The sequence below is a fragment of the Gordonia jacobaea genome, assembly GCF_965344965.1.
Taxonomy (GTDB): Bacteria; Actinomycetota; Actinomycetes; order Mycobacteriales; family Mycobacteriaceae; genus Gordonia; species Gordonia jacobaea.
This window is the reverse complement of record NZ_CBDRLS010000005.1, coordinates 416,208-430,968: the sequence shown is the minus strand read 5'-3', so window position 1 is coordinate 430,968 and position 14,761 is coordinate 416,208. Positions and strand designations below refer to the sequence as shown.

15 protein-coding genes are annotated in these 14,761 nt (G+C 66.3%); 8 read left to right on the top strand and 7 right to left on the bottom strand.

The genetic code is table 11. From position 1 onward, the window contains the following. Positions 1-84 precede the first annotated feature (84 nt). From ACRVY7_RS18860 to ACRVY7_RS18845, 4 genes are read left to right on the top strand one after another with little or no spacing between them, the layout of a single operon-like run. Positions 85-792, top strand: a complete 708-nt coding sequence (locus tag ACRVY7_RS18860) for a monooxygenase (protein ID WP_431818194.1) — start codon at positions 85-87, stop codon at positions 790-792. Continuing rightward, positions 789-1,589 (top strand): carotenoid biosynthesis protein, encoded by an 801-nt coding sequence (locus ACRVY7_RS18855; protein ID WP_431818193.1) that lies wholly within the window; start codon positions 789-791, stop codon positions 1,587-1,589. Before ACRVY7_RS18860 ends, ACRVY7_RS18855 begins: the two co-directional genes overlap by 4 nt. Beyond that, positions 1,573-2,745, top strand: a complete 1,173-nt coding sequence (locus ACRVY7_RS18850) for a glycosyltransferase family 2 protein (protein ID WP_431818192.1) — start codon at positions 1,573-1,575, stop codon at positions 2,743-2,745. Before ACRVY7_RS18855 ends, ACRVY7_RS18850 begins: the two co-directional genes overlap by 17 nt. Beyond that, positions 2,742-4,232 (top strand): phytoene desaturase family protein, encoded by a 1,491-nt coding sequence (locus ACRVY7_RS18845; RefSeq protein WP_431818191.1) that lies wholly within the window; start codon positions 2,742-2,744, stop codon positions 4,230-4,232. The genes ACRVY7_RS18850 and ACRVY7_RS18845 overlap by 4 nt, the downstream gene beginning before the upstream one ends. 23 nt (positions 4,233-4,255) lie before the next feature. Here the strand turns inward: ACRVY7_RS18845 and crtI are convergent, their stop codons facing one another. The 3 genes from crtI to idi are packed head-to-tail and all read right to left on the bottom strand — an operon-like array spanning position 4,256 to position 7,337. Continuing rightward, entirely contained in the window at positions 4,256-5,866 is a 1,611-nt protein-coding gene (gene crtI, locus ACRVY7_RS18840; RefSeq protein ID WP_431818190.1) for a phytoene desaturase family protein, read from the bottom strand. After that, the gene (locus ACRVY7_RS18835; RefSeq protein ID WP_431818189.1) at positions 5,863-6,777 is read right to left on the bottom strand and encodes a phytoene/squalene synthase family protein; all 915 of its coding nucleotides are present in this window, start codon (positions 6,775-6,777) and stop codon (positions 5,863-5,865) included. Before ACRVY7_RS18835 ends, crtI begins: the two co-directional genes overlap by 4 nt. Continuing rightward, a complete protein-coding gene (gene idi / locus ACRVY7_RS18830; protein WP_431818188.1) occupies positions 6,774-7,337 on the bottom strand; it encodes an isopentenyl-diphosphate Delta-isomerase in 564 nt (187 codons plus the stop codon). Before idi ends, ACRVY7_RS18835 begins: the two co-directional genes overlap by 4 nt. Positions 7,338-7,559: 222 nt before the next feature. Here idi and ACRVY7_RS18825 point away from each other — a divergent pair, with 222 nt between their 5' ends. Together ACRVY7_RS18825 and ACRVY7_RS18820 are read left to right on the top strand one after the other, a co-directional pair. After that, positions 7,560-8,420 carry an LLM class flavin-dependent oxidoreductase gene (locus ACRVY7_RS18825; RefSeq protein WP_431818187.1) on the top strand — a complete coding sequence of 287 codons (861 nt, stop codon included), beginning with the start codon at positions 7,560-7,562 and terminating at the stop codon, positions 8,418-8,420. 46 nt (positions 8,421-8,466) lie between these two features. Then, the gene (locus ACRVY7_RS18820; RefSeq protein ID WP_431818186.1) at positions 8,467-9,771 is read left to right on the top strand and encodes a competence/damage-inducible protein A; all 1,305 of its coding nucleotides are present in this window, start codon (positions 8,467-8,469) and stop codon (positions 9,769-9,771) included. An 11-nt stretch (positions 9,772-9,782) separates the two neighbouring features. Here the strand turns inward: ACRVY7_RS18820 and ACRVY7_RS18815 are convergent, their stop codons facing one another. The 4 genes from ACRVY7_RS18815 to ACRVY7_RS18800 form a co-directional block, all read right to left on the bottom strand. Continuing rightward, the gene (locus tag ACRVY7_RS18815) at positions 9,783-10,622 is read right to left on the bottom strand and encodes an SHOCT domain-containing protein (protein WP_431818185.1); all 840 of its coding nucleotides are present in this window, start codon (positions 10,620-10,622) and stop codon (positions 9,783-9,785) included. A 224-nt stretch (positions 10,623-10,846) separates the two neighbouring features. Further along, entirely contained in the window at positions 10,847-11,914 is a 1,068-nt protein-coding gene (locus ACRVY7_RS18810; RefSeq protein ID WP_431818184.1) for an NAD(P)H-dependent flavin oxidoreductase, read from the bottom strand. A gap of 114 nt (positions 11,915-12,028) precedes the next feature. Beyond that, the gene (locus ACRVY7_RS18805; protein WP_431818183.1) at positions 12,029-13,135 is read right to left on the bottom strand and encodes an ABC transporter permease; all 1,107 of its coding nucleotides are present in this window, start codon (positions 13,133-13,135) and stop codon (positions 12,029-12,031) included. Positions 13,136-13,215: 80 nt separating this feature from the next. Continuing rightward, the gene (locus ACRVY7_RS18800) at positions 13,216-13,836 is read right to left on the bottom strand and encodes a TetR/AcrR family transcriptional regulator (protein WP_431818182.1); all 621 of its coding nucleotides are present in this window, start codon (positions 13,834-13,836) and stop codon (positions 13,216-13,218) included. Between the two features lie 79 nt (positions 13,837-13,915). Between ACRVY7_RS18800 and ACRVY7_RS18795 the strand changes: the two genes are divergently transcribed. Together ACRVY7_RS18795 and ACRVY7_RS18790 are read left to right on the top strand one after the other, a co-directional pair. Beyond that, the gene (locus ACRVY7_RS18795; RefSeq protein WP_049699333.1) at positions 13,916-14,320 is read left to right on the top strand and encodes a DoxX family protein; all 405 of its coding nucleotides are present in this window, start codon (positions 13,916-13,918) and stop codon (positions 14,318-14,320) included. Next, complete coding sequence (locus ACRVY7_RS18790) at positions 14,317-14,742, top strand: HIT family protein (protein ID WP_431818181.1); 426 nt, start codon at positions 14,317-14,319, stop codon at positions 14,740-14,742. The genes ACRVY7_RS18795 and ACRVY7_RS18790 overlap by 4 nt, the downstream gene beginning before the upstream one ends. Positions 14,743-14,761 lie beyond the last annotated feature (19 nt).

The window sequence follows — 14,761 nt, the reverse complement described above, 5'->3', positions numbered from 1 at the left end:
CGTGACCGCTCTCCGTCTCACCCATCCCGACCGATGGCCACTCCGAAGAACGTGTGTGAGTTTCCAGCCAGGCGAGGGTGCGCAATGAGCGGACAGGTCGTTGAGCTGCGAATTTGGGAGACCCCGCGGGTGAGCCGAGCAGTGAGCCGCGTGGCGATCAGCCGGCTGCAACTGCGGCGCATACCGGGTCTACGGTTCGCCAAGCTTCTCGGGACCGGTTCGGGAGAGACTTTCACCATGCGCGACGCCGACCCACATCACTGGGCACTGCTCACGGTCTGGGAAGACGGTCATGCGGCAGATGCGGGAGCGGCGTCGACGGCGATCGGTGACTGGTCGGATGTGAGCAGCAACGAGTTGAGGGTCCGCATGATGCCCCTCGCCACCAAGGGCCGTTGGTCGCGTCGTGAACCGTTCACGGTCGACGATCCATCCCGCAAACGCGAGTGGGACGGCCCGGTCGCCGCCATCACCCGCGCCCGACTCCGACCGACCCGCGCCCTTTCGTTCTGGCGCGCGGTTCCGCCCGTCGTCGCCGACCTCACCGGCAGCGATGGGCTACGCCTCGCCGTCGGAATCGGAGAGTCGCCCATCGGATTGCAGGGCACGTTCTCGCTGTGGGAGAACGCCGCCGCCCTCACCGACTTCGCCTATCGGTCCCCCGCCCACGCGAATGCGATCCGCGAGACCCGGCCACAACGCTGGTACGCGGAAGATCTGTTCGCACGCTTGGCCGTGCTCGATGTCGAGGGCAGCTACGCGGGTGGCAACTTTTCAGGAGTCCGCCCGTGACATCGCGACTGGCGTGGCTGCTCCTGGCGGCCACAATCCTTGTGCAGATCTGCTTTCCGCTGACGTCCGGCGGTACCCCCGCACTGACCACTGCGGCGGTGCTCCTGTTCGCCTCGGCCATGCTTGTCGACGCCGCGACCACTCGGGGCCTGGGTGCCGCGGCGGTCCTGCTCGTCGTCGCGGGCGGTGGCGGACTGCTCGCGGAAGCGATCGGTGTACACACAGGCTTTCCATTCGGCGAGTACGACTACACCGGAACACTCGGCCTGGAGATCGCTGGCGTACCGATCCTGGTTCCGCTGGCCTGGATCATGATGGCGTGGCCCGCGTGGAACGTCGCACGACGACTCGTCGGCAGACACGGACACGTCGCGACGGTTGCCGTGGGCGCGTGGGCACTGACCGCCTGGGACGTCTTCCTCGACCCACAGATGGTCGACGCCGGGCACTGGTACTGGCTCCACACCACGCCGAATCTTCCAGGGGTTGAGGGCATTCCGCTGACCAACTTCGGTGGATGGCTGCTCGTGTCGGTGTTGATGATGACCGTGCTCGAGGCCACCGTCGGGCGCACCGATAGCCTGCCCACGCTGCACACCGATGCCGTGCCCGTCGCCGCATACCTGTGGACCTATTTCTCGTCGGTGCTCGCCCACGCCGTCTTCTTCGGTCGAGCGCCGGTCGCGTTGACCGGGGCGCTGGTGATGGGCGTGATCGCGGTGCCGCTTGCGGTCTCGGTGGTACGCGAGATCCGCACTGCCCGACGATCGGGAGGTCACCGTGTCCACGCGGCGTGACCATCGGCTCGCGCATCGGCTGTGGCGCAATCTGATCCGCGTCGGTGCGGTCGGTGCACTTGGTGGTCTGGCCCTGACCGTCGACAACGCACGCCGCATCCGCGTTCCCGACGCCACGCTGCCGTGCGAGCCCGAGCCGCTGTGGGTGCTACTTCCCGTCCGCGACGAAGCCGCTGACGTGACGGACTGCGTTCGTTCCCTGCAGGGCGCCGCCGCGCGCTGGCCCGGCCCGTCACGCATCGTCGTACTCGACGACGAATCGACCGATGCGACACCGGAACTGCTCGCCCAGTTGAGCACTGACGACGACGGCCTGGTCGTGCTGAGAGGCGAACCACGCCCCGACGGGTGGCTCGGAAAGCCCTGGGCCTGTGCCCAATTGGCCGCGTTCGCTGCCGCCGATACAGATCCGGACCGAGCTCCCGGTGGAGTCCTCGTCTTCGTCGACGCAGACGTCCGCCTTGCCGCCGACGCGCTCGTGGCGACGGCGGCCACGATGCGGGCCGCCCATCTCGATCTGTTCTGCCCCTATCCCCTGCAGGAAACCAGCGGTGCCGCAGAGCGATTGGTGCAACCGCTACTGCAGTGGTCGTGGATGAGCACGCTGCCGCTCGGACTCGCGGAACGGTCGCCGCGACCGAGCCTGTCGGCTGCGAACGGACAGTTCCTCGCCGTCGACAAGAACGTGTATGAACGTGCGGGCGGTCATCGGGCCGTCCGTGCCGACGTTCTCGAAGACATCGGACTCCTGCGTGCCGTCAAGAACTCAGGCGGGTGCGGCGTGGTCGGCGAGGGCAGTGCTGTGGCGAGTTGCCGGATGTACGACGGCTGGGAGCAGGTACGTGCCGGCTATCGAAAGTCGTTGTGGGCGGCCTTCGGTTCGCCCTCCGGCGCGGTCGCGGTGATGACGTTCTTGATCGTCTCCTACGTCGGGCCGGCTGCAGCGGCCCTCGGAGGCTCGCGGATAGGCCTCGTCGGCTACCTCGCGGGTGTCGCATCGAGAGTCGTGACGGCTCGACGCACCGGCGGCCACGCGTGGCCCGACGCCCTGCTCCATCCGGTGTCGGTGCTGGCGCTGGCGACTCTCACCGCGGATTCGATCGTCGGACATCGACGCGGCGCGCTGCGGTGGAAGGGCCGCCCGGTGCACGCATGAGCGCGATCATCGTCGTCGGAGCAGGTGTCGGAGGACTCGCCGCTGCCGTCCGACTTTCCGCACTCGGACATGAGGTTACCGTTCTCGAACAGGCGCGTGAGATCGGCGGCAAGCTCGGCGTGATCTCGCACGACGGGTTCGTCTTCGACACCGGTCCGTCGTTGGTGACGTTGCCGCACATTCTGGAAGAGCTGTTCGCAGATACCGGTGCCCCACTGTCGGATTCGCTGACCCTGCAACGACTCGAGACAGCCGCACGCTACCGCTTTCCCGACGGCACGACCTTCGACATGCCGGGCGAGATGTCGGAGATTCCGGCCGCACTCGACGCCGCCCTCGGTGCAGGTACCGGCCACCAGTGGGCATCGTTCCTTGCGCGTGCAGAACGCATCTGGGACGCGACGCACCGCCCGTTCCTGGAATCACCGATCACCCTGCGCGACATGGCCTCCGGCGCGCTCGACGTGCGCGATCTCGCCACCGTCGCACCGTGGCGCACGTTGCGCGGGTTGGGCAATCAGTATCTGCGCGATCCCCGTCTGCGGATGCTCCTCGACCGCTACGCCACCTACACCGGGTCCGATCCCCGGCGCGCACCCGCGGCGCTCGCGAGTGTCCCCTACGCCGAGCAACGTTGGGGATCGTGGTACGTGCGTGGTGGACTCGGCTCGATCGCGACGGCACTAGCCGATAGGTTGACGGCGCTTGGCGGGAGCATCGAACTGGGCGTCGAGGTGTCGGCGCTGACCACCGATGCCCGTGGACGCGTCGACGGTGTGCGCACCGCCGATGGCAGCGTGCGTGGTGCCGATCTCGTCGTCGCCAATGCCGATGCCGCACAGGTGTATCCGACACTCGTGGCAACTCGTCAGGCACGGCGCGCCGCACGACGACTGGGCAAGACCACGCCGTCGTTCTCCGGTTTCGTACTCTTGCTCGCGCTCGACGATCCGCCGACCGATCAGCCCCATCATCACGTCCTGTTCACCGACGACTACGACGACGAGTTCGACTCGGTCTTCGGACGCGGCGGCCACGCTCGTCCGGTCACGAATCCGACGATCTACATCGCCGCAGCCGACGATCCGACGGTCAGTCCCGGACCCGGCACGGCCTCCTGGTTCGTGCTGGTCAATGCTCCGCGCCACGATCCGGCGGGCGGAACCGACTGGGACAGCAGCGGATTGGCCGACTCCTACGCCGACCACATCCTCGATCTGATGGCGCACTGCGGGGTCGATGTTCGAGACCGAGTGCGCCACCGCATCGTCGTCAGTCCCGCCGACCTCGAACGTCGGACGCTCACGCCCGGTGGATCGATCTACGGATCGTCGTCGAACGGTACGCGCGCGGCATTCCTGCGGCCCGCCAACGCATCTGGTGTACCGGGCCTCTACCTGGTCGGAGGGTCGGCCCACCCGGGCGGGGGCCTTCCGCTGGTGATGCTCTCGGCGAACATCGTCGCGGGACTGATCGGACCGGCGTGAATCCCAGGGCAAGAACCGCTGCGTCAGCCCTGCGATGGCCCGGGTGAATGATCGCCGCGCAGGCGCTTGCGGATCAGTTCTGCGCTGATCAGACACATCGGCAGCCCGATACCGGGGCGCGTCGTGCCGCCCGCGTAGTAGAGCCCGCCCACTTTCGCCGATCGGTTGTTGGCGCGCAGAAATGCGCTCTGCCACAACGTGTGTGCCGGTCCGAGCGCGCCGCCCGACCACGAGTTGAGATCGGCCTCGAAGTCGCCCGGCCCAGTCGTACGTCGGACGACGATTCGCTCGGCGAGATCGTCAACCCCGGTCCACGAGGCGACGAGGTCAATGGCACGATCGGCGATCTGCTCGATGATCGGGTCGCCCGCGCCGTCCACACCGCCACGTCCCAGGCCGGGGTCGGCAGGTACCGGGATCAACATGAAGAGATTCTCGTAACCATCCGGGGCAACGGAGTCATCGGTCGCCGACGGTCGGCATACGTACAACGACGCGGGATCGGGTACAGCCGTTGGTGTTTCGAAGATGTCGTCGAAGTTGGCTGTCCAGTCGGCGGTGAAGAACAGCGAATGATGTTGTAGCTGCGGAAGTTCGCCACGCACACCGAGGAAGACGAGCACCGCACCGGGACCGGAGGTGCGGCGGTTCCACCACCGCTGCGGAAAGGTCTGCAGCGCGCGAGGCAGCAGCCGAGTCTCGATGTGGTGGAGGTCGGCGGCACCGATGACCACGTCGGCGTCGACGATCCGCTCGTCGCCGTCGGAGTCGCTTATGCGCAGACCCGACACGTCGGCCCGGCGTCGGGATACCGAGCGCAGCTTTCCCGCGTGTTCGGTTGGGCGCGTGAGTATCTCCGACACCGTGGTGCCCGTGTGTAGCCGCACGCCCTTCTGTTTTGCCAGCGCGGCGAGCGACTCGACGAGTCGGGTGAACCCTCCGTCGGGGTAACGCACCCCCTCGTCGAGGTCGAGCCAGCTCATCAGGTGGTACATGGCGGGCGCACGCTCGGGAGACGATGCGAGGAAGACCGCGGGATAGCCGAGGATCTGTCGCAGTCTGCGGTCGGTGAAGCGTTTCGCGATGAACGTGTCCAAACTGGTGCCCAGCAACTGCACGAGCGTCTTCGCGTGGCGCAACACCTCCGGGTCGACGAACGCCCGGGGTGTGTCGAAGTTGGTGTAGAGGAAGCGGCGGACCGCGATATCGTAGGCGTGCCGCGCCGACGCAAGGTACTCCGACAGCTGTTGTCCTGCACCATCTTCGAGCTTCTCGAACAGTTCGACGGAGCGTCGTTCATCGCTGTGGACGTCCACCGGATCGGTGTGGCCCTCGAAGAACACCCGGTAGCCGGGGTCGAGTCTGATCAGATCGAGTTGCACTGCGGTCGATGTGCCGAGCAACTCGTAGAAGTGGTCGAAGACCTCCGGCATCAGCCACCACGACGGTCCGGTGTCGAACCGGAAGCCGTCGGATTCCCACGACCCCGCGCGCCCACCGAGATCGGCGCGCTGTTCGTAGAGATCGACCTCGTATCCGTCGTCGGCGAGCAGCGCAGCTGTCGCGAGTCCCGCGACGCCGCCGCCGATGATCGCCACCCGCTTCCCCTGGGGTTTAACACGCACTGCTTTCACGCGCCCACCACCGAAATCGTCGTCGTGCGGGGGTGGCCCCGCCGCAGCAAAGCGGTCGCCGCGATACGTGTCTTGGTGGCGGCGGGAACCCGAACACGCTGGCGCGCAGCCATACTCGCCGGTGTCGCGCGCAGTCTGGCGTTGAGTTCCGCGAAGAGATCATGGGCGACACACACCGCTACTCGACTTCCGCGGGGAAGTCGGGGGATGGTGTCAGCGGCGATGGTGAGGTCGGCGTCGATCTCGTCGAGCCAGCGCGTCCACGCGGCATCGGTGGGGTCGGCAGGGTCGAGACCGATCAGGTACCGACGCCCCAGATCGCCACTGTCCGTGCCGAAGTCGCGCAAGAAGTTCACCTTCTGGAACGCTGCACCCAGATGCTTTGCACCGGTGTACAACTCGTCATAACGCTGGTCCGGCGCGGCTTCGTCGGCGACGAATGCGCGCAGGCACATCAACCCCACGACCTCCGCCGAACCGTAGATGTACTCGGTGAGGCTGGCTTCGTCGTGGACGGTGCGGGTCAGGTCGGTCCGCATCGATGCGAAGAACGGTGCGGTGAGAGAGGTGTCGATGCCGACATGTCGCGCCGAACGCGCAAACGCATGGACGACGAGATTGGTGCTCGATCCCCGCTCCATCGCCGCGTTCGTTTCCGTCTCCAGCTCGTCGAGCGCCACCTGCCGTTCGTCGACGCCCTGTCCTGGTCGCGGAGCGTCGACGATCTCGTCTGCCACGCGGACAAGCGCGTAGATGTTGCGGACGTGCGATCGCGCCGGTTCGGCGAGCAGCCTCGACGCGAGGCCGAACGACGACGAGTACGAGCTGATGACCAACGCCGCGCTGGCGTCGGCGACCTCGTCGTATCTGGCGTGCGGTCGCACCAGATCGACACGCGTGCGTCTGCTCATCGGGCATCCCGAAGGTCTGACGCGCTGCGTCCGTAAGCACCGACCGCTGGACCCAGTTCGGCGATCTGGTCGACGAACCACGGGCTGAGCATCCACGGCGTGCGTCGTGCGATCTCCCAGATGTCGTCGATCGACGCCCAGGTGTACTGCATGACCTCGTCCGGGTTGGGCGCCACGTCGCCGACCGGTCGCGCCGCGTAGACCGGGCACACCTCGTTTTCGACGACGCCGCTGGCGTCGACCGCCCGGTATCGGAAGTCGGGGATGACCGGCCGCAGATCAGCGACGTCCATTCCGAGTTCGCGCTGTGAATAGCGCGCTATCGCGTCCTCGACGCTCTCGCCCGGGCGGGGATGTCCACAGAATGAGTTGGTCCACACGCCTGGCCAGGTCTTCTTCTCCAGAGCACGGCGTGTCATGAGAATGCGCCCGTCCGCGTCGACGAGGTGACACGAGAATGCGAAGTGCAACGGGGTGTCGGTGCCGTGCACGGTGAGTCGATTCGCGGTGCCACGCGGGTGGCCGTTGTCGTCGACGAGCACCACCAAGTCGTCGTTCATCGATGCTCGCAGTTCATCGATCCTCGCAGTTCATCGATCCCCACACCTCTCAATTGTCCGTTGCGGAAGCGATTCGCGCTTCGCGGGGGCTTACGGGCGTGCTCAACAGCGTCTGAACTCACGTCGGGCGAGCTCGGAAGTGTTTCGACGCCGCGCCATTTCTGGATGGGAGCTCGCGTCTGGACGGGAATTGCTGTCGGGGTCGAGCACTAGGCTGACTGCGTGCGCTTTGGAATCTGCATTCTCCCTGATCTGGACTGGCGGCGCTCCCGCCCGCTGTGGCAACGGGCCGAGCAGATGGGCTTCGACCACGCCTGGACCTACGACCACGTCGTCTGGGGCGGTCTGCCCGATTCCCGCTGGTTCTCCTGCATGCCGATACTGACCGCGGCGTCGACCGTCACCAGCACCATCGGCCTCGGGGCATTCGTCGTCTCCCCCAACTTCCGACATCCGGTTGCCTTCTCCCGCGAGGTACAGACCCTCGTCGACATCTCCGACGGCCGATTCCTACTCGGACTCGGCGCCGGCGGAACCCCCGACGACCGGCTACTCGGACAGGTGGAGCTCACCGCACGTCAGAAGGTGGATCGCCTGCAGGAATTCTCCCGACTGCTCGACCGCACACTGCGCGACGATCACGTCGACGCCGCCGGCGAGTACTACACCGCGCGCGACATGCGGCTCGTCGGCGGATCGGTGCGAGACCGGGTGCCGCTACTGATGTCGGGCAACGGACCGCGGTCGGTTCGGTTCGCCGCGAGCTTCGGCGACGGTTGGATCACCACCGGCAACACCACTTCCACTACAACCGAGGAGTGGTTCGCGGGTATCGCCCGCAACTGCGAGATCGTCGACGCCGAGCTCGCGAATCGACCGAATGGCTCCGGCTTCGCCCGGTACCTCAGCATCGATTCCGGACCCGCGCAGTCGATGGAGAGTATCGGGATGTTCGACGAGCTGACCGGCCGCGCGGCCGAGCTGGGTTTCACCGACGTCATCATGCATTGGCCACGAAACACTCCGCCGCACGTCGCCAGCGAGGCTGTGCTCGACGAGGTCGCCGCATCGAGACTCTCCTGACCTGCATGGATGCCTCGGCCGTCGCCTCAGCGATAGGCTTTTTCCCGTGACGGTACGCGCGGGCATCGTGGTGACTGGGACCGAAGTCCTGACCGGACGAATCACCGACAAGAACGGCCCGTGGGTCGCCGAACGGCTGTTCGCGATGGGCGTCGACGTCGCTCACATCACCATCTGCGGCGATCGACCGGAAGACCTCACCGCCCAACTACGGTTTCTTGCCGACGAGGGCGTGTCCTTGATCGTGACAACGGGCGGTCTCGGACCCACCGCCGACGACCTCACCGTGGCCACCGTCGCCGAGTTCACCGGCCGACCACTGCAACTCGACGAACCGCTCCGCGATCACATTGCCGACATCATCCGACGCTGGCAGGGCCGTGGCGGCAGCGAGTCCGCCAGCGCGGCAACCCTGGCCGGCATCGACAAACAGGCCATGATTCCGCAAGGCGCACAACCCATTCCACCGACAGGCACCGCACCGGGAGTTGCCGTGCCGGCAGGTGAGGACTCGCGCGCCCGCGGTCGGCTACCTGCTGTCCTCGTGCTCCCCGGACCGCCACCCGAGTTGCAGGCCATGTGGCCCAACGCCATCACAGCACCGCCGATCGTCGACGCCGTCGCCGGTCACCCCGACATGCGTCAGGACACGATCCGCATGTTCGGACTGCCAGAGGCCGACCTGGCCGAGGGGCTGCGCGCCGCACCCGGCCGCGTCCCGGGTTTCGATCAGCTCGAGATCACCACATGCCTACGACGCGGCGAACTCGAAATCGTCACGCGCTACCCGACTTCGGCCGCCGAGGATTACACCGCCCTGGCCGACTTTCTGACCGAGCTCTACCCAACCCAGACCTTCTCCACCGACGGCTCGACCATCGACGACCAGGTCGCCGCACTGCTGGCCGGACGACTGATCGCCACTGCGGAATCGTGCACCGGCGGAATGGTTGCCGCCCGACTCACCGATCGAGCGGGCTCGTCGGCCTACGTGCAGGGCGGCGTTGTCTCGTACTCGAACGACGTGAAGTTCAACAGCCTCGGCGTACCGGCGTCGATGCTCGACGAGTTCGGTGCCGTGAGCGAACCGGTTGCGGCCGCGATGGCCGAGGGCGTCATGGCTCGCCTGGGCGTCGACACCGCGATCTCCACCACCGGCATCGCTGGACCAGGCGGCGAGACACCCGGAAAGCCGGTCGGCACAGTCTGTTTCGGCATCGGCGTCGCGGGCAGGCCGACACTCACCCGCACACTGCACCTCCCGGGCAACCGGGCGGCCGTGCGCGAACGCTCGACGACGATCGCGTTCCATCTTCTCGCCGGCGCGCTGCGCGCGGATGGGGCGTCGTAAGCGGTTCGGGCTCAGAGCCTGCCGAGCAGTTCCGCCTTCTTCGCGGAGAACTCGTCGTCGGAGAGGATTCCGCGCTGGTGCAGACCGGCGAGCTGCTCGATCGCCGCGATGATCGCATCCGACCCCGCGGGCGCGGGCGGGGCATTGTCTGGCACCGGGGCGAACTGCTGGGGCGCGGCGTCGAACTGCTGGGGCGCGTCGAATTGCTGCGGCGCGGCGTCGAACTGTTCGGGTGCCGCGTGGCGTGGTTCCGGGGCGGCGGTTGGTGTCGCGGCGACGTCGTTGACGCCGAGTTCCCGCAGGCTCGTGGTGTCGAAGGTGCCGAACTGGCTTGTGAAGCTGACCGTTCCGGGCGGTCCGCTCTGCTGCTGTTGCACGCCGCCGATCTGGTGCTCGCCGGTGTCGAAGACGCGGACCACGCCGTTCACCTGCGTCGCGAGGCGTCGGGTCGCGGGGAACACCGCATACCGCGAGTCGTTCTGACCTCCTGACGAGCTGGGTACTCCCAGGTCAGCGGGCCACCAGGTGTTGGGGGCGGCGTATCCGAACGGCGTGCTGGTCGTCGCGGCCGGCGGGAACACCTGGGTGGTGTTGAGCAGTTGAGAGAGCTCGTTGCAGAGTCCGTCGACGCGGGCTTTGAGGCCGTTGTTGAACATGTCGCCGACCATCGTCATGCCGCCGCGCATCCACTGCCCGGAGCCGCCGAGCTCGGGGATGTTGAACTGGGCCATCGTGCCCCCGCCCGAGTTGACCGCGTAGAGCATGGCCACGACGGCGTCCTGCGAGAGACCGTAGCGCGCGGAGATATCGGAGATGACCTGCTGTGCCTCAGCAGTGACGCCTGGCTCCATTGTGTGCTCTTTCGTCAGCGGAATGTCGCCTACAGCGTAGTGGCCCGCGCCCGCCGGGGTCGGGGCGGAGTGGGGTCGGCCGCCGCAGGAACTAGGGGAAACACACTTTCCTCGGGTTTCACACCCTTCCCCGCGAAGCAACTCGAGGACACGTACAGAACCCGCGGAAAGAACCCTTCCCCTACTTCCAGCCCGGCCGCGCACCGCGCAGAAACCCGAGCCGCTCAGCTCCCCGACCCGCGCGCGGCGGCGGCAGTCTGCGACCAGACGCGCGCGATGATCTCGGCGGCGGGGCCGAAGTCGCTTTCGCGGAACGATGTCCCGGCCCACAGGTTGAGGAACTCCGGATCGCCGGCGAGAGCTGCGGCAGAGCGGAGTGGACTCGTCAGATGGTGCAGCTGCGGGTACTCGGCCGGGGCGAGTGGCGAGTAGCGATCGGTGAACTCGTTGCGCAGCGCACGCGCCGGTCGGCCGGAGAACGCTCGGGTCACCACGGTTTCGGTGAACCGCGAGTTGCGCAGTGCTGCACGATGCGTCGGCTTGGTGCCGGCCTCCGCACTGTCGAGGAACGCTGTGCCCAACTGCACTGCGACGGCGCCGGCGGCGAGCGCGGCGTCGACGTGCGCGCCGGTTGCGATTCCACCGGCGGCGATGATCGGGATGTCGACGAGTTCGTCGACATCCCGCACCAACTCGACCGTGGACGTCTGCGAAGGTTCCGCCGTCGCCGACAGTGTCGCACGGTGCCCACCGGCTTCGACGCCCTGCACGCAGAGCGCATCAACCCCTTGCGCCGCAGCAGCTTTCGCGTCGATCAGATCGGCCACCGTGGCAACGGCAGCTATTCCGGCGCCGTGCAGACGGTCGACGACGCTCTCGCCGGGCAGCCCAAACGTGAAAGACACCATGGGAACTCGTCGATCGATAACCAGATCGACCTTGTCCGCATACGCATCGTCATCGGATTCGACGACCCGCCCGACCTCGACGTTGTACCTTCGCGCGACGGGCTCCAACTCCTCTCGGTAGCGGAGCACCGCACCCAGATCGCGAGCCGGTCCGCCCGGAACGAAGAGGTTCACGCCGTACGAACCCACACCCGACGCGGCAACCTCATCGATCTCGCCGGCAAGGGCGTTGACCGACTTGTAGCCACCAGCCAAAAACCCGATGGCCTCCGCTTGTGCAGCCGCGATCACCAGCGCGGGCGTCGACGGACCGCCTGCCATAGGTGCGACGACGATCGGCACACGCAGGCTCATCAGGTCGAATACCTCTGCGCTGTGAGGCATCTGCAGCTCCCGTCGTACGAGTTGTGGCGGTTGATCCGACCACTGCCACCGTCGAGGCTACTCACCGCAGCCTTGTCCGGGAGCTACTCGCTGAACATGAACTGCGTCCCTGGGTCACGAGGACGCGGACTCACCAGCCTCACGGCGATGCTCGTGATCACCATCATGATGGTGGTGCTCGTGCGTGATCGGGTACAGGACGTCGACGTCGACGGCGGATGTGCGAGAGCTTCTGTTACCCAAGATGTTCCAGACCAGGACCGTCACCGTGCCCAGACCGGCGTAGAGCCCGAGGCAGATAAGCGCGGTCCCCGACCCCGCCTCAGGGAAGTAGAGCGAGTTGCGAATCAGTTGCGCACCGCCGCCGGTGGGTAGCCACTCGCCGAGCCACGCCCAGAAGGCCGGCATGAAGTTCCACGGGATCGACGCACCCGAAAGCGTCGCGCCGATAAGGAAGTAGAAGCCACCTGCCAACGATCCGATCGGCCCGAACAGCGTCACCAGGCCGGCGGTCGATCCCGCGATGGCCAGCGAGATCAGGGTGTACGTGCCGAAGAGCCGCCACTGGTCCGCAGAGCTGCCGACACCGTAGAACCAGGAGAACAGGAGCACGATCCCCGCCGACACCGCGGCATAGGCGATCAGCGCCGCCACGTGGCCGAACCCGCGTCGTAGCGACTGCGGCACTCGCGGCATCAGCCGCCCGAGGCCCAGCGATGCGATACTTCCGCCGAGCGAGATCACCTGCAGGATATAGCCGATCGATGCACCGTTGATGTCGTCTTCAGAGAGCTTGACGACGTCGACCGCCAGCGTTTGCGGGAGATTGTTGCTCACATTGGCCTCTGAGGCAACGGTTTTCAATGCAGTTGCGGGTAACGCGCCGCCGGCACTCGCCACCACCGGAACGATGCCCTGCTGCGTCACCTCGAGACCGCCGTCGACCTCCCGATCGACGATCGCCGCCCGCAACGAGTCCATGGATTCATAGGTTCGAGCATCGAACTTGCCGTCGGCTTCGACTGCGGCAGTGAGCTTTTGCACCTGCTGCTCCGGGCCGACGATCCCGATGGGTGCGTTTCGCGGCGACGGAGAATGTCCGACGCCGAGATAGAAGGCACCCAGCCCGAGCTGGGTGAGCGCACCGAGGACAACGACGGCGAGCAGCAAGCGCCGGTACTTTGCGCCGAATGACAACGGCTCGGCTTCAGTTTGGAGCATGGTCAACTACCTCAAGGTTTCGTGGACTGGATTCTCGCGAAGAACGGGAAATTGAACGAGAAGTACTGGGGAAGATCTGATTACGCGCGGAAGCCGTCGACGGCGATGCTCACCTGGGTGCGCACGTCGTCGAACGGATCACGATCCGAATGCGCACCTGTCGACGCACGGGCGATTGCCAGTGCGGCGACAGCGAAGATCATGTTGGCCGTGAGCGTTGCCCTGTCTGACACCGCGTCGTCACCGGAATCGGCAACGAGTCTCTGTGCGATCCGGTCCTGCAGTTCGGCGACCAACGCGAGTCCCGCTGCGCGGTAACGATCACCGGAGCCACCGAAGAGCAGCTCCCGGTGATAGGCGTTGCCGTTCTCGGGGTTGGCGCGTGCGTATGCGAGCAGTGGACAAACCATCTCGTAGATCGCCTCGGCTGTATCCGTTGTCGACGCCGCCGAGGCCGCGCCGTCGTCGAGTGCTCGACGCAGCTCTTCGTTGAGCACCATCAGCAGCAGTTCACCCTTGGTCGACGCGTAGCGAAAGACCGTGCCCGCCGCGACATCGGCGCGGTCGGACACTTGGCCCGTCGACACCGACTCGAAGCCGCGTTCGGCAAACAGGTCGGCTGCCGCGCGGAAGATGCGGTCCTGCTTGTCGCGCATATTGCGGGCGCGCCTACCGTCGGCGGTCGCTGCGTCGGGTGTCATGTCACCTCCAATAATGAGTGGACTCAGGAATGAGTCTACTCATTGCTACGCGCATGACAACGGCGTTAGGCTCGATTTCATGTCACCTCGCACCCTTGTCCGAATCGTCCTCGGCGCATTTATGACCTTTGCCGGAATCTCCCACCTGACCTTCGCGCGCGACGAGTTCCAGGCCCAGGTTCCCGATTGGTTTCCCATCAACACCGACGTCACCGTCCTCGCATCCGGCGTCGCCGAAATCGGCCTCGGAGCGTCGTTTCTGGCGCTGCCCAAGCACAAGCGTGTGATCGGCATCCTGCTCGCGCTGTTCTACGTCGCGATCTTCCCCGGCAACATCGCGCAGTACGTCGAGCACAAAGACGCGTTCGGACTCGACACCGACCGCAAGCGGCTCATCCGGCTGTTCTTCCAGCCGGCACTGATCGCAGCAGCGCTCTACGGGGGCGGCGTCGGTGCGAGTGGCAAGGGCGCAAGCAAGTCATGACCGACTGCGTCTTCTGCGGCATCGTCTCAGGCGACGTACCCAGCGTGAAGGTCGCCGAAACGGCGTCGACCTACGCATTCATGGACATCAACCCCGCCAACGACGGCCATCTGCTGGTGATCCCCAAGCAGCACAGCACCGATCTGCTCGACATCGGCGCCGACGATCTGAGCGCAGTCACGCTCGAGGCTCAGCGGATCGCGCGAGCGATGGTCGACGACGCGGGCGCCGACGGCGTGAACCTACTCAACTGCTGCAAGGCTCCGGCGTGGCAGACGGTGTTCCATTTCCACCTGCACGTGATCCCGCGCTATGCGGACCGCAGCGTCGACCGCCTGTCGCTGCCGTGGCAACCGGGTGTCGCGGGTGATCGAGTCGTCATGAAGGAATACGCCGAGACGTTGGCAACAGCGCTTCACTGAGCAAAGGCGCAACGTCATT